Here is a 14,858-nt window from a genome sequence, read left to right on the forward strand (position 1 = left end):
TGGTAATTGGTAATTGGTAATTGGTAATTAAATTTGGTAATTGGTAATTAGCAATTAAATTTGGTAATTGGCAACAGTCAACAGTCAACAGTCAACCGTCAACAGTCAACAGTCAACCGTCAACCGTCAACTGCCAACTACCAATTGCCAACTGACTAATTACATTACCTGTTCGACTTCGGCAATTTCTGGGATAGCCTCGCGCAGGCGACGTTCAATGCCCATTCTCAGAGTCATTGTGGAGCTCGGGCAAGAGCCACAAGCTCCTTGTAGTCTCAGGTGTACCACTGGGCCGTCAATTTCTACGAGTTCGACGTTGCCACCGTCGGATATCAGGTAGGGGCGCATTTCATCGAGAACTGTTTCGACGTTATCTCTGGTTAGTGCTAGTGTCATATTTCGCCTCTGTGATGATTTCTTGCAGTTGATGAAAGTTCGATTTGACTCAAGGACAGCATTCTCAACCCGCGCGGGATTTAAGAAACCGGGTTTTTTGATAAAAGACTTAGGCACTCAGGTGAGCCCGCGGCAGTAAACCCGGTTTCTGTCACGCTGATGCTCGATCCCAATTAGCTCTCTCGTTCGATCGTAGCGTTACTTGCCGCCAAATCAAGTTGATTCTGATAGGTTAACCAAAAAAACCCTTTTATTTAAGAAATTGGGTTTTCGATCGCGTTACACTACTGCTGGTTCTAGCAGTTTGACGTTGGAGTAGTTGAACTCGGTTGTTGTCAGTTGACCTTTTTCTTTTGCTCGAACTACTTGCTTTGTCATGACATAATAGTCGCCTATCTTCTCAAAGGTATCTTCAAATTCGAGTTCTTTGATGATTTCGTCTGTTTGGGGGTTGCGGAAAACGGCATCGTAGTGAGTCGCCAAAGAACCTTCGGGTGTCTCTAAGCTTTTGTGTGTGTCAATTACGAAAGCCATGCGGCCCATCACCCGGCTGACTTGACAAATTGAGAGACCTCGGATTTTATAATTCGAGCCCATTGAGTCGCCTTGCACCAAGATGTCCACAGCGTCGGTGCTGTCCTTCTCGCCCAGGGTAAAGCTATTTTTGCCGTGAGATTTTTCAAATGTCGAGCGTTTGCGGTGGGTGACAATATCGCGCATTTGGGTGTAGACGCTTTGCTGCACTTCCTCATCTTCAATGCCGCTGACTTCCACGCTCATGTCGGGTTTGATGGAAACATGACCCGTATATACTTCGTCGCCCTGTTTGAGTTCAATATCGGCACTGTAACCGGGAAAATTGGCATCCCAGGTATAGCGGTGTTCGTAAGCAGCGCGAAACAAATCGCGAGCGTTGGCTTGCTCTGTCATAAATCCCTCTTTCTCTTGACACCCATCTAGTTTAGCTTAACCGCGAGAAGCCCCACATTCGCTGGGTAGGGGAGTTACCCGCACTCCTGGCGATCACTTGTTGGGGGTGCTGCTGGGCTGGCAATTAGGGCGCAACCAGAATTTACTTTCTTTATCGGTTGCTATGATTTGAAAGTGACATCCTCCTAAACCAAATCAAAGATTATGGTGTAGGCTTCCCAAGAATCACTTCTTAGGTTTCCTGGTTGTTCTCTTGCGAGATTTCGCCACTTGCCTAGACTGAGTTGCCTCAGTCCCCGGTAGATCGGCTGCACAGGCGCTTTCGATTCCCGTCTGTCCAACGGTACTAATGAGGCATATCCCTCGGTTTCTGATATTCTGACCTGCTGCCACATCTCTATTCGTTGTGTATCCACAGTGAGGACAGCTATGAACTCTAACACTCAGGTCTTTTTTGACTTCCCCGCCACACTCAGGACATTCTTGAGAAGTCCCCCTAGCATCTACTTCGGCAAAGAATTTCCCACGCTTCCAGCACACATACTTAACGATGGTTCTGAATTGTCCAAAAGCAGCGTCAAGCATATACTTCCCAAACATCCCTTTGGCACTGATGCGGTAATCCAAGTCTTCCATGAAAACCATATCACCAACATCACAAAGGGCATGGGCTTGCTTGAAGTGGAAGTCTTTCCTCGTGTTGTCAATTTGATGGTGAAGTCGGGCAACTTTAAGGCGTTGTTTTTCGTAGTTTTTAGACCGCTTACTTTTTCTCTTCAGTCTGCGTTGCAGCACTTTCAGCCTACCTTGCAGACGTTTAAAGAACTTTGGCGGTTTTACAAGAACACCGTCACTTGTTGCCAAGAATTTCTCCAACCCAATATCAACTCCAATGGGATGACCGTAGGGTGTTGGGTCGGGAACGTTGACATCACATTGCAGCGAAATAGATGCGTACCATTTATCGGCTTTCCTCAAGATTCGCACTTGTTTGACCACAAACCCTGTCGGGATAGGTCGATGCAAGTTGATGGGAATCGCCCCAGTCTTGGGCAGTTTAAGGTGCAAATTCGTCACTGGATTCTCTTTAAATTGAGGAAACAGCAACGACTTAAACTGCCCATACTTCTTGAATCTGGGGAAGCCGAACCCTCTCTCCTGGAAACATTCCCACCCTCTATGCAACTGCTTAATAGCTTGCTGGAGAACTTGAGAAGGAACCTCACTCAACTTGGGAAATTCTTTCTTAGCTTTCGGCAAGTTGTTAAGCTGTTGAATTTCGCCTGGGAACTTTAGCTCCGAAGAAATGATGTACTCTTTCTCCAGAGAGCATCTGTCACTCGGACACTTACGACTGTCACACCAATCTTTTATCTCTCTCAGTGCATAGTTAAATCCGCCTCGACAGATTTCCATCCACTCAATGAGTTGTTGCTCTTGAGCGGAGTCTGGATAGATTCGGTAGCGGTGTGTAACTGTCAGCATTCCAGTATTATACAGTGTTTACTGGTGAGTAGTGTAGCGTTAAATGTTAATTTAAGGGACATGGAGTCCCATAAAATTAACTTGGGGGAGTCCATGTATTCCACATCAAATCAGAGATTATGGTGTGGGTCTTATAGCTCCCCCCAACCCCCACGAAAAGATAAAGTCACAAAATGCCTGGTTATTGAGAGCGCGATTGGTCGATCGCCAGACACCAGTCTTAGTTATGGGTTATGTTGAAAAAACTTGTGTCCGCTTTTTAGGGGTTGCACCCGCAGGCAACTATTAGATTCCCCCCTTAATAAAATGCTAGAAACTGTCTACAAACACTTAGAAACATTGCAGGAACAAGCTAGGAAATTGCCACACCCGCAACAGGCAATTTTCACAAAAGTTTTGGAAGATTTATCGAATTCTCTACAGGAAATGGCAGGCAGCCGATTGTTTGAAAGCGCCACAAATAACGCGGCAAAGCTGGTTGAAATAGAAAAAAATAATCGCCTCTTGGAACGCACTGTAGCCCAGCAAGTAGGGCAAATCAGACAGCTACGGGAGCAGTTGGAAAAACAAATCAGCCAGCATCGCAGGGACACTCAAGCATTAACTAAAAGTGAAGCCAAACTGCAAGCTATGCTGCGTAATTCTCCCGATCTAATTAGCATTGTCGGCTCCGACGGGCGAGTTCGATACCACAGCGGAGCCCTACAGCGGCTTTTGGGTTACAACCCAGAAGAAAGAATTGGCAAATTTCACGGCGAGTTAATCCATCCAGACGATTTGCTAGCTTGGCAGACGTATTTTGGTAAGTTGTTAGAATCTCCGGGAATTGGAGGGGCAATCGAATATCGGAAACGCCACGCTGACGGTTCTTGGCTCTACATGGAGTCGATAGGTAATAGTTTGCTTTACGATTCTAGCGTGCAGGGAATTATAATTAATTCGCGGGAAATAGGGGAACGAAAGCAAGCCGAAATCGCAGTCCGAGAGTCGGAACTCCACTACAGAGTTATGTCGCAAATTACTTCGGATTTTGCCTATTCTTTTAAGGGACTGCCCGACGGCAAGTTCGCCTGCGAGTGGGCGACAGAAGCTTTTGAGCGCTGCACCGGTTGCGTTCCTGAAGAATTAGAATCGTTTGGTTGGTGGAACTCCGAACTCGTTCATCCCGACGACAGGGAAATGTTAATTAAACAGTTAGAAGGCTGTACTTTCAGTCGCACTGGAGCCAATGAGTATCGCATTATTAATCAAAAAGGCGAGGTGCGCTGGTTGCAGGACTACTGGCAAGTGGTGTGGGACAAAACTGCTGAGCGGGTTGTCCGTTTGTGGGGCGCTTGTCAGGAAATTACCGATCGCAAGCAAGTAGAATTGAAACTGCAACTCGTTAACCAAGTTTTGCAAGCGCAGATAGCATCGGCGCCGCTGGCGATTAACTGTACCAGCAATGACGGCAATACCGTTGTTTGGAACCGCGCCGCCGAACAACTTTTTGGCTGGACTGCGGCTGAGGTTTTAGGGAAACCTTTACCAAATATTCCTGAAGGCCAAAAGCAAGATTTTTACGCGCTGCTAAAGTCTGCGTCTAATGGCAAACCGCAAAACGGTTTGGAAATATCTTTGTTGAAAAAAGACGGTAGTTCGATCAATGTTTGGCTTTGGGCGACACGCGTGCGAGATGCGGGCGGCCAGACTGTCGGCAGTATCAACATATTTTCTGATCTTTCAGAACGCAAGCGCATAGAGGAAGAGCGCCAAAAGCTAGCAGCGATGAAAGATATGGAGGAGCCTTTTTGGGCGCGCTATGTCAGCCCTCCAAAAACTCCGAAAAAAAAGGGCGGTGGGTAATGCTATCAAGCACAAGTTAAAAGCATTAAAAGTGCGAAAGTGCAATTTTATGCTTGCCATATCCTTTCGGGTCAAATAACCTATTTGATGGGAGTCGTTCGAGCGGACATAATATGATAAATACACCGAGCTACTACGTGTAGTATTTGCTATGCTGTACTGTGTAAAACTATAATTCCCTAAAAATAATTGATGAATCAGCTACCGAATTTATTGAGGGAATCTATCGATAAAGTGTCAGCTTTTTCCAGGGTAAAATTTGTTAGCACGGTAAATATTAGACTTATTCAATACGCCACTAAAAACTTTACTGATGCCCAGATTTTTCCTGACTCCTCAAAGTGGCTAACTCTGCGTGAGTTTGGCAAGCTTCACTTAACTCAATGTAATCTAAGATATTGGAAATTACCTGAGAAAGGTGGATAGCCGAACGGTGAGCTTCTTGGATAAAATCTCTCTCCTCTATGGGATCGTCAGCTTGATCGTCTATGGTTAGTTGTAGATAGCCAATGATGTGATTTAGGGGAGTGCGGAGCTCGTGGGACGCCTTCAACAAAAATTGCTTTTTGAGTTGGGATAGTCCTTGTACTCGCTTGGTGCGCTCTTGGTAGAGGGTGGCGAGGGCGATCGCACTTCCTACTTGATCGGCAAGTTCTTGTGCGAATTCGATCTGGGCTTGAGTCCAAGGTCGATCGGTCTTACCCTTCCGCGACGATCGACCTTTGCACTGATGCAAGCTAATTATGCCGTTAGGTTGCTCTTGGTAAGCGGTAGCCACCACTAGCAGCGACTGCGGCCCAAAAGGGTCATTGGCTGCAAAGGAGTCTACTACCACGGGTTCGAGGGTGGCTAGAGCTTGAAGGAAATGAGGTGCTGCTGTCAGCGAAATTTCCATTCCCAGCATGGGTAAAAATGGTTCTTGGCAGTATTCAGCAGCTACTTTGACTTGCAGGCTAGAACTTTCATAGGGACAAAGGATACAGCGGCTGACGCCTAGTGTTTCTCCCAGAGTGTTAACTGTTTGCTGCCAGATGGTATGGAGATCCAAGGTGCGACGAATATTTCTGCCAATTTGGAGTAAAAGTTTTTGCGATTGAGCTGATATTTGCTGATTCATAGCAACCCTTTTTCTACTAGACTGGCAAAAGTTTACCACTCCGGCAACAGAGCAGGAAGTTACTGAATTTGTCAGCCTGCCACTGTCCGACTTATGGATTACGTAATTCTACTTAAATATTGCCACAGGCAGTCAAACCTTACTAAGTATTTGCGGTGTCTTTACAAGATCTTTATGATTTTCACATAGAAGGGAGAGCGTTGTATTTTCTTAAAAATCCTTGACAGTAGGGGATTGGAAAGCTGAATCATTGCTAAAAGTAGCCATTAAGTTATTGTAAAGTTGGCGGTTTGTGGGGGTTTACTCAGAGGTGTGAGCTGCCAGCCGACAGATTAAAGATTAGCTGTTATCCGTATCCCCCTGATTTGATTTATGCCAATTCTGGGTGGGGATCGGAAGTGGCGGGGGTGATGAATATGAGTCCAAAACTCCTAAGGAGGGAGCTCGGCGACGGATAAAAGTCAAAATTGATACGCGGGTGGGCGATCGAACTGTGTTTGTAGGATAATTACAAATTATTGATGGCTTTTATTCACGAAACGGAACTCACGGATACACGAATATAGCAATTTTTAAGTGAGTAAGGTACAGTTGGGTAATTGGTAATTGGTAAGAAAGCTGGCGAGTAACTCACCAAAGTTGAGAACCGCTCTAGCAGTTTTTTTTTCGGCTTCCTGATTCCCTCTTGCTTCTTAATTTGTGCTGATTCCTAATTCCTTCAACGTCCCGATGACCAATTACCGATGATTAATTTTTAAATAGTGGTTCTTGATAAAGCGGCACAGTAAAAGTAACCGTCGAGCCGAGTCCTTCCCCCATACTGTAAAAATTTACTGTACCCCCCATTGCTTCTACCAGTTTTTGAGAAATAGCCAATCCCAAACCGGTGCCGCCGTATTGTCTGGTACGAGCACCGTCTACCTGAAAAAACGACTCAAATAATTTATCCTGCTTGTCGAGAGAAACCCCAATGCCAGTATCAGCAACTCGAATTTTCACCATTCCGGGGAACTGCTGGTTGTGAACAGTCACCTTTTTCTTAATAACCTCGGCACTGATGCGAATTCCCCCTTCCCCGGTAAATTTAATCGCATTGCCCGTGAGGTTCAAGATTACCTGAAGCAGGCGTTGGTAGTTGCCGTACACAATAATCTCGTCCTCCACAGGGGGTTTTTGGATTTGAAATTGCAATCGCTTTTGCTCGACTTGAACCCGTGTAAAATTCTCAACTTGTTGCAACAGTTCACCGAGTTTGACGGGAGCGAGATCTAACTCCATTTTGCCAGCTTCGATTTTAGCGACATCCAAAATATCGTTAATCACATTGAACAAATGTACTGCTGATCGGTAAGCTTCTTCGATAAATTGGTGCGCTTCTTCGGGGTCATCTGCCATGCCGTCCATAAGCAGTTTTAGGAAGCCGAGGATGCCGTTGAGGGGGGTGCGGAGTTCGTGAGAAGTATTAGCAAGAAATTGACTTTTAAGTTGGGAAAGAGCTACGGCTTCGGCGCGGGCCTGTTCTAATTCTTGGTAAAGTGTAGCGTGGGCGATCGCACTGCCGACTTGAGCGACTAACTCGCGGGCGAATTCGAGTTCGACTGGACTCCATTTCGGGGAACTGCCGCAGCGGTGCAAACATATCAGTGCATTGGGTTGGTCTTCATAGGAGGTAGCTGCTACGAGCACGGAATGGCGGTGGAAGGGATCGGTGGCGGGGGAGGCGTAATCGACTGCTACTGGTTTTAAGGTGGCTAAAGTTTGAATCCATCCGGGCTGTTCGGCTGCGCGCAGTTCTACTCCCAGCATAGAAGAGTAAGCTTCTTGGCGGTACTCAGCTACTACTTTAAAAGTTTTCGATTGGAGATTTTCGATTTGAGTTGGGGAAAGCGGGGGCGAGGGGTAGCTAGCTATTGACTGTTGTAATTCGGCGGCGGCGGTCGATTTTGGCTGATTTTCAGAGGCAAGGAAGGGGGAGGTTTCGAGATTTTCGCTGTCTTTTTTGTAGGAACAGATGATGCAGCGACTCGCGTTTAAAACTTGACCCAAGCTGTTAACAGTTTGCTGCCAAATGGTGGCTAAATCGAGGGTTTTGTGCAGGTTTTGAGCGATTTGGGAGATGATTTTACGGTCTATTTCCGAGTAGGGAGGGAGCGATCGACCGGGGATACGGCTCGCTGGAAGCGACATTTGTTGGCGGGCGTCCAAGGGGGATGGCAAAGCTCGATAGAGCATGAATTCTGGGGAGTCGGGCCGTCTGTCTGTGGGTTTGTCAGACAGCAGCCTTCCCATAACTAAGACTTTTGTAGCTTTGCCGTTTGAGTCGATCGCCGGAGTGAGTGTCAAATCGAAGAGAAAATATTGTCCGGCGTGGCCAAATGGATAGCTGAACCGTTGCGGTACGAGGGTTTCGAGCGCCCGCCGCAGGATATCGAGATAAGGCGCAGGGGGGATGGGTTGCAGGGTTTCGCTGAAGGGGCGATCGACAATTTGTTCTGCTGTAAGGTTGTATTGCTCGGCTTTTTGCCAGTAAAAAGATAGATATCGACCAGAGGCGTCTTGGGTAAATACTAATTCTGCCCCTAACTCTTGAAAAAAAACTGTAGAGGCGAGGCTCGATCGCCGGAAATCTGTGTTAGAGTCCATCAGAGTAGGGGATGAAAGTAGTTCGGATTTTGGAGTATTGAGTTTTTAATAAATATCTCAAGACTTCCCATTGTTTGGGGCTTCTACTGTTAATTTGTGAGTTATTAATCAATTAAAAAGTTGTTGGCTTTTTAATTAAAACATTAATCGCTCAAAACTCACAATTTGCAAAAATTTTCGGCTTCTACTATTGACTTTTGAGTGATTAATGAAATCATAAAATATTAATTATTTAACTGTGAACTAAACTCAAAACTCAAAACTATTCGTTCTCAGCCGTTTTGGGTAATTTAAAGATAAAAATTAAGATTGAGGAATTAGGAATCTGCACCGATTAACGATCGAGTTTGAAAATTACGCCAAAATCTGAGGCTGCCAACAACTCAAGCCAGGGACTGGCTCACGCATTTTTTCCCTCACCTGGAATAGTTCCGAGGTTGTGATTTAGCCGAGTTCACTCGCCCACCACCTGTAGCTTTAGCCACGAAATCTGCAGGAGTTCGCCCGCGCGATCTAAATTTCACAGCCTGCAGATTTGCGCGCGCCGTCTGGGGCGAGAACACCTCAGTCGTTCCACTCACCGCGGGGCGGGACTGGGGGGTTGCGGCGTAAACTCAGAGCCAGCTCGTCTTCGCGGCGCTCGCCTCTGAGCCACTGCTTGATTGCTGTTTCAATGACTTTGCTGGGGTCATTCGTCAAGTGCTTAATTTGGTCGAGGAGTTCAGAATCTATATGGATAGATAGTTCCACTTTTTCTGACGAACTGTGGGAGGGTATACTTGACTGGCTCATAGTTAAAAAATCCTAGTTTTAATTCTTAAGTTTCAATTCTTTTGATGACAACCGACTGGACTAGATATTTGCAGTCCCTGATTTGCACCCCACCTTTCCTCAACCGCTTAACAGCTTTCTGTACAATGAGACAGAGAAAAGTTTTTTCCTTTTGGGTGTCCGACCGAGCCCGGACACTTGAAGGGTAATAACTGATACTCTTGAGGTTTGTCTCAGTTGTGGTTTCATCTCAATCCCCAGTAAGAGGTTGAAGTAAGCACTCTACTCTTGCTTGTGTAATCATACAACAAAAAGTATCCTTTGCCGATTAGCTCTTCGATAAAAAACATGACTAACGTCCCTGTATCTCGCATTCGTAATTTTTCGATTATTGCTCACATCGACCACGGAAAATCGACCTTGGCAGATCGCCTGTTGCAGGCGACTGGGACTGTGCAGGCACGGGAGATGAAGGAGCAGTTTTTAGACAATATGGATCTCGAACGCGAACGCGGCATTACGATCAAGCTGCAAGCGGCTCGGATGAATTACACTGCCAAGGACGGTCAGGAGTACGTGCTCAATCTGATCGACACTCCCGGACACGTGGACTTTTCTTACGAGGTGTCGCGATCGCTCGCTGCTTGCGAAGGGGCGCTGCTGGTGGTAGACGCATCTCAAGGCGTGGAAGCACAAACCCTGGCAAATGTCTACCTTGCCTTGGGAAATAATTTGGAAATTATTCCAGTTTTAAATAAAATTGACCTGCCGGGGGCAGAACCGGAACGGGTAAAAGGGGAAATTGAAGAAATTATCGGTCTGGACTGTAGCGGGGCGATTGAGGCTTCTGCTAAGGAAGGAATTGGTATAGATGAGATTTTGGAGTCGATCGTCGAATTGGTGCCACCGCCGCAGGATACTGTTGACAAACCGCTGCGGGCGCTAATTTTTGATAGTTATTACGACCCTTATCGCGGGGTAATTGTGTATTTCCGGGTGATGGACGGAAGTGTCAAAAAGGGCGATCGAGTTTTGTTGATGGTTTCGGGTAAGGAATATGTCATCGATGAATTAGGCATCCTTTCACCGACTCAAGTTCAAGTAGACGAACTGCACGCGGGGGAAGTTGGTTATCTGGGCGCGGCAATTAAAGCAGTAGCTGATGCTCGCGTGGGCGATACGATTACTTTGGTCAAAAAGCCGGCACCAGAGCCTTGGCCGGGTTATACAGAAGCAAAACCGATGGTTTTTTGCGGCTTGTTCCCGATTGATGCTGACCAATTTCCAGATTTGCGGGAAGCTTTAGAAAAACTCGAACTCAACGATGCGGCGCTTTCTTACGAACCGGAAACTTCGAGTGCGATGGGATTTGGTTTCCGCTGCGGTTTTTTGGGTTTACTGCACATGGAAATTGTGCAAGAAAGACTGGAGAGAGAATACAATTTGGATTTGATTGTTACGGCTCCTTCTGTGGTTTATCAAATCACAACAATTAAAGGGGAAGTGTTAACAATTGACAATCCCAGCCACTTGCCAGATCCTCAGTATCGCGAGAAAATTGAGGAACCTTATGTGCGGGTAGAAATGCTGTCGCCAGAAACTTATGTGGGCGCGCTGATGGAACTGTCTCAAAGTCGGCGGGGCATTTTTATGGATATGAAGTATCTGAGTCAAGGCAGAACTACGCTGGTTTACGAGTTGCCTTTGGCGGAGGTGGTGACGGACTTTTTCGATCAGATGAAATCGCGATCGCGCGGTTATGCGAGCATGGAGTATCACCTTATCGGTTATCGCGAAAATCCGTTGGTGAAAATGGACATTTTAATTAATGGCGATCCGGTTGACGCTTTGGCGATGATCGTACACCGCGATAAGGCTTATAATGTGGGCCGCGGATTGACGGAAAAACTCAAGGAGTTGATTCCTCGCCATCAATTTAAGGTGCCGATTCAAGCAACAATTGGTGCGAAGGTGATTGCTTCGGAGCACATTCCGGCTTTGCGGAAAGATGTGTTGGCGAAGTGTTACGGCGGTGATATTTCGCGGAAGAAGAAGTTGCTGCAAAAGCAGGCGAAGGGTAAGAAGCGGATGAAGTCTGTGGGTACTGTGGATGTGCCGCAGGAGGCTTTTATGGCTGTGCTGAAGCTCGATCGGGATTCGTAATCTGTGTGGCTTTTTGTCAGGAACAGGCTTTCGGGCCTGTTGCACAAAGAGTCTGTTTTTTGTAGTTATTTGCGATTATCTAGAACAGGCAAGATGCCTGTTCCACAAAGAGTCTGTTTTCTTGTGGGATGGGCATCTTGCCCGTCCCTGTGGAAGCCCAGAATAAGGCTGCAGCGTGAGTGGCGATCGCCCGATCGCATCACAGCTTACTACAACTTAAACAAGAATGCTTTGTTGAAACTCGCGCTGAATTTCATCTACAACTTTGCGATCGCTCAAATCGCGATGCCACCAGTGGCTACAGCCATCTTGACAATATTTGCAGTACCTGCGCGCATCGGCAATTGCCAATAAACTCATTAACAGGAAAAAGGTTTTGATAGATTCTGAGGGCGGCAGTTTCAAAAGCTTTGCCATTTGTTCTTTTAATCGCCCTCTGCTCAGCAACACACAAGGGGTGTAAGTTGGGCGAAGTTTTGATTTGGCAATAGCTAGGGAAACATCTTCTTCTCGCGCCCCTGCTTGGAGGGTCATGTAGGATAGCCGCTGCAATATTTCCTGCTGGTCTTCGGTTGGGAAGCTTAAAAACCAGTTTTTTGCATCTTCTTGGCTAATTAATTCTTGTTGAATTTGATTGATTGTAATTTCATCTGCTAGATTCATTTGCCTCTCCTAAGTCTAGCTGAAATATAACGTGAGGTTCTCCGTCATAATTTCTCAAATAGAATTAGGAACAATATGACAGCGCAGCCACTCAGTAAATTCATCGCGGGCGATCGCGCTTGATGCGACTTGTAATATAATTTCTTCTTGCTCTTCCACAGGTGCAGAAATCTCAAAGCCATTCAAAACTAGAAATACTTCCATTGCTGCGTGACCGATGCGTTTGTTACCATCTAAGAAAGGATGATTTCTAATCAAAGCAAATCCAAGGGCTGAAGCTTTTTCCACGATAGTTGGGTAAAGTTCCTCCCCGCCAAACGTCATGCGCGGCTGAGCTAAAGCTGACTCTAAGGCTCCTAAATTAGCGAGGCCAAATGCTCCCCCAGACTGCTCGATAATGCGCCGATAAAGTTCTAAGATTTCTGTTAAAGTTAGATAGCGCATTACGCGAGCTTTTGGTAAAGTTCAGCATTCTTTTTGAGGACGTATTCCATAGCATTTTGGAAGGATGTTTCGGGTGGTGCTAGCAAGTTTTCAGCACCCGCAAGCAGTAATGCTTCTAGGGAAACGCCGAGGATATTGGCGGTTTCTTGGAGCTTTTGCAGGCGATCGTCTGGAATTGTGATGGTAATGGTTTGCATTCTGTTTGTGGCTGTGACGATACTCTGAGTTTAGCACGTCAACTGTCTGAGTAGGAGTTAGGGTTTTTGAAAGAGCGATCGCACTTTTAGACGTGAAGGGCGATCGCACTTTTGCAAATAAACCATCAGAGATTACTGATTATTCTTACGATCTAGAACTACCTTACCGCCTAAAAGTCCACAAATTGTAGCCACACCTATTTTATAAGTATCATTACAAGTGTTAATAATGCTGGCTTGCTGAGGAGATATAGATTCTTGCATACTAAGCGATAAAGATACTCCTCCAGAAAGTAAGGTAAGACAAGTAACAGTGGTGAAGACGACTTTCTCGAAACGAGAGGGAGTACGAGTCATTTTAGTAGATTTGGGTTTAGCAGGTGTCAGATTTGGTTGAGCTTTCATAATTGCTACCTTTTGATTGGTGATATTCTAATCATAAAGGGCAAAACCTTGAAAGCCAAGGTGTGTATGGGTTTCAAATACTAGGAGTTTGATATGCGTTTAAGATGCGTTTGGTTTGCGATCGCTTGCTACAATACTTAAAAGGTTTGTAATTTGGCTATGCCACAACCAACGCTCAAAGCATCCCAGGCAGGAATCGAAAAAGCAAAAACAGCTCTCAAACGTAAAGGCTGGAGGCCCGAAGACTTAGCAGCTAATGTTAAGATGGGAGGAAATATAGGCATCAGCCTTCAAACAGTTAAGAAGTTTTTGGCTAACAAGAAGGGTGTCACTACCGACTATTTTATTGCAATTTGCACAGCTTTAGAATTGCATTGGCCAGACATTGAAAAGCTCGATGAAGAGCCAAGAAATATTAACTATAATAATCCATTTATTCCCAAACATGGCAAGATAGACGATCCGCGATTTTTCTTGGGCCGAGAAAGGGAAATTCGGCAGGTATTCGAGACGCTGAATAGTGGCAGTAGCGTAGCAATCATTGGCGAAAGAGCGATCGGCAAAAGTTCTCTGCTACAAGCCATTTACCGAGAAGCACCAAATCAACTCCATCATCCGCGCCAACCCATTTACCTCGATTTAAAAAATGTTTGCGATGAAGATGACTTTTACGGTGCTTTATGCGACAAAGCGGGTATCGAGACAGTGAAGGGATATTTACTACAACGGGCTTTAGAATCGCACCGATTGCTGTTGCTTTTAGATGAAGTCGAGAAAATGACCTGGGATGGATTTACTAATCAAGTACGCGGCCAATTGCGGGGTTTGGCGGAGGGAAATAACGCACCTTTGCGTCTAGTTGTCGCCGCCTGCACCTCTCTAGATACGCTGTTTCCTGACAGTCAAGACAAAAATATGACATCTCCTTTTAAAGGGATTTGTATTGAGGAAAATCTGAAGCAATGGGATGAAAGAATCAGCCGCGAATTTATTATTAGTCGCCTCCAGGCTTCCTGGTTAACACCTGTTGCTCAGCCCGTGAATTTTACTGAGGCAGAAATTGCGGGGTTAATTGGTGAAAGTGGCGGCTCTCCTCAGAAATTGATGCAGTTGTGCTATCAAACTTATGCCCGTTATATCAACTAGGGCTTACACATCGGGGCCCAGAAACCGGGTTTTTTACGAAAATACAGCAAATTCCATGTAAATGTGGTACACTACATTCAGTACATCAGCAGAAAAAATGAAAGCTTATTCGCTCGAGTTTCGTAAAAAAATAATTAAAGCCTATGAACAAGGTGATACCTCAGTCAGGAAAGTAGCCCAACGTTTTGATGTGAGTAAAGCCTTTGTTCAAAAAATCTTAAAACAAAAACAAACGACTGGTCACGTTCAAGCAAAAAAACAGGGTGGAAGCCTTAAAAGTGTGTTGCACTCGTCCACAGATAAATTAGCCCAGATGGTAGAAAAATATCCTGATAGTACCTTATTAGAATATTGTGAATATTGGCTAGATAGCTACCAACAATCTGTCAGTCCTAGTATGATGTGTCGCGAATTAATCAAACAAAATCTGACGCGAAAAAAAAGACAATACGGAGTAGTCAATCTGCCACCGACCGAGTGCAACTTTTGAGGTGTGAATATTGGGACAAAGTAAAAAATATCGACCCTGATAAGCTCGTTTTTTTGGATGAAATGGGTGTTCTATTGGGGTTAACACATTCGTAACAAGTTAAGCCTGTATGGCAGTTGTCAAGGGGATTTCAGAAGATGTCTCAAAGAAATATTGGTTCAGA

14 protein-coding genes are annotated in these 14,858 nt (G+C 45.5%); 4 read left to right on the plus strand and 10 right to left on the minus strand.

Annotated features, from left to right (window positions below):
• Positions 1-159 precede the first annotated feature (159 nt).
• The 3 genes from QUA57_RS22685 to QUA57_RS22695 all read right to left on the minus strand — a co-directional run bounded on the left by QUA57_RS22685 (position 160) and on the right by QUA57_RS22695 (position 2,811).
• Entirely contained in the window at positions 160-396 is a 237-nt protein-coding gene (locus QUA57_RS22685) for a NifU family protein (RefSeq protein WP_006632519.1), read from the minus strand.
• 279 nt (positions 397-675) lie between these two features.
• A complete protein-coding gene (locus QUA57_RS22690) occupies positions 676-1,326 on the minus strand; it encodes a DUF3386 domain-containing protein (RefSeq protein ID WP_333038699.1) in 651 nt (216 codons plus the stop codon).
• Between the two features lie 225 nt (positions 1,327-1,551).
• Complete coding sequence (locus QUA57_RS22695; protein ID WP_333063709.1) at positions 1,552-2,811, minus strand: transposase; 1,260 nt, start codon at positions 2,809-2,811, stop codon at positions 1,552-1,554.
• Between the two features lie 306 nt (positions 2,812-3,117).
• On the opposite strand from QUA57_RS22695, the gene QUA57_RS22700 reads away from it, so the two are divergent.
• Positions 3,118-4,656 (plus strand): PAS domain S-box protein, encoded by a 1,539-nt coding sequence (locus QUA57_RS22700; protein WP_333063708.1) that lies wholly within the window; start codon positions 3,118-3,120, stop codon positions 4,654-4,656.
• A gap of 307 nt (positions 4,657-4,963) precedes the next feature.
• Here QUA57_RS22700 and QUA57_RS22705 read toward each other — a convergent pair whose 3' ends face one another.
• From QUA57_RS22705 to QUA57_RS22715, 3 genes are all read right to left on the minus strand, one after another.
• Complete coding sequence (locus tag QUA57_RS22705) at positions 4,964-5,773, minus strand: GAF domain-containing protein (RefSeq protein ID WP_333063707.1); 810 nt, start codon at positions 5,771-5,773, stop codon at positions 4,964-4,966.
• Between the two features lie 747 nt (positions 5,774-6,520).
• Positions 6,521-8,416, minus strand: coding sequence for an ATP-binding protein (locus QUA57_RS22710; protein WP_333063705.1), 1,896 nt, complete (start codon positions 8,414-8,416; stop codon positions 6,521-6,523).
• 564 nt (positions 8,417-8,980) lie between these two features.
• Positions 8,981-9,208 carry a type II toxin-antitoxin system CcdA family antitoxin gene (locus QUA57_RS22715; RefSeq protein ID WP_015176471.1) on the minus strand — a complete coding sequence of 76 codons (228 nt, stop codon included), beginning with the start codon at positions 9,206-9,208 and terminating at the stop codon, positions 8,981-8,983.
• Between the two features lie 327 nt (positions 9,209-9,535).
• On the opposite strand from QUA57_RS22715, the gene lepA reads away from it, so the two are divergent.
• Positions 9,536-11,350, plus strand: a complete 1,815-nt coding sequence (gene lepA, locus QUA57_RS22720) for a translation elongation factor 4 (RefSeq protein WP_006632512.1) — start codon at positions 9,536-9,538, stop codon at positions 11,348-11,350.
• A gap of 216 nt (positions 11,351-11,566) precedes the next feature.
• On the opposite strand, the gene QUA57_RS22725 is transcribed toward lepA, so the two are convergent.
• From QUA57_RS22725 to QUA57_RS22740, 4 genes are all read right to left on the minus strand, one after another.
• Entirely contained in the window at positions 11,567-12,013 is a 447-nt protein-coding gene (locus QUA57_RS22725; protein WP_333063704.1) for a DUF5958 family protein, read from the minus strand.
• Between the two features lie 54 nt (positions 12,014-12,067).
• Positions 12,068-12,457: a type II toxin-antitoxin system death-on-curing family toxin gene (locus tag QUA57_RS22730; RefSeq protein ID WP_333063703.1), complete on the minus strand. Its 390-nt coding sequence runs from the start codon at positions 12,455-12,457 to the stop codon at positions 12,068-12,070.
• Entirely contained in the window at positions 12,457-12,654 is a 198-nt protein-coding gene (locus QUA57_RS22735) for a DNA-binding protein (protein WP_333063702.1), read from the minus strand. Before QUA57_RS22735 ends, QUA57_RS22730 begins: the two co-directional genes overlap by 1 nt.
• Before the next feature lie 132 nt (positions 12,655-12,786).
• A complete protein-coding gene (locus tag QUA57_RS22740) occupies positions 12,787-13,059 on the minus strand; it encodes a hypothetical protein (RefSeq protein WP_333063701.1) in 273 nt (90 codons plus the stop codon).
• Between the two features lie 159 nt (positions 13,060-13,218).
• Between QUA57_RS22740 and QUA57_RS22745 the strand changes: the two genes are divergently transcribed.
• Both QUA57_RS22745 and QUA57_RS22750 read left to right on the plus strand, forming a co-directional pair.
• Complete coding sequence (locus QUA57_RS22745) at positions 13,219-14,205, plus strand: AAA family ATPase (protein ID WP_333063700.1); 987 nt, start codon at positions 13,219-13,221, stop codon at positions 14,203-14,205.
• Positions 14,206-14,266: 61 nt separating this feature from the next.
• Positions 14,267-14,695, plus strand: coding sequence for an IS630 transposase-related protein (locus QUA57_RS22750; RefSeq protein WP_333251343.1), 429 nt, complete (start codon positions 14,267-14,269; stop codon positions 14,693-14,695).
• The last annotated feature ends 163 nt before the right edge of the window (positions 14,696-14,858 follow it).

The sequence above is a fragment of the Microcoleus sp. Pol7_B2 genome, from assembly GCF_036701035.1.
GTDB lineage: Bacteria > Cyanobacteriota > Cyanobacteriia > Cyanobacteriales > Microcoleaceae > Microcoleus.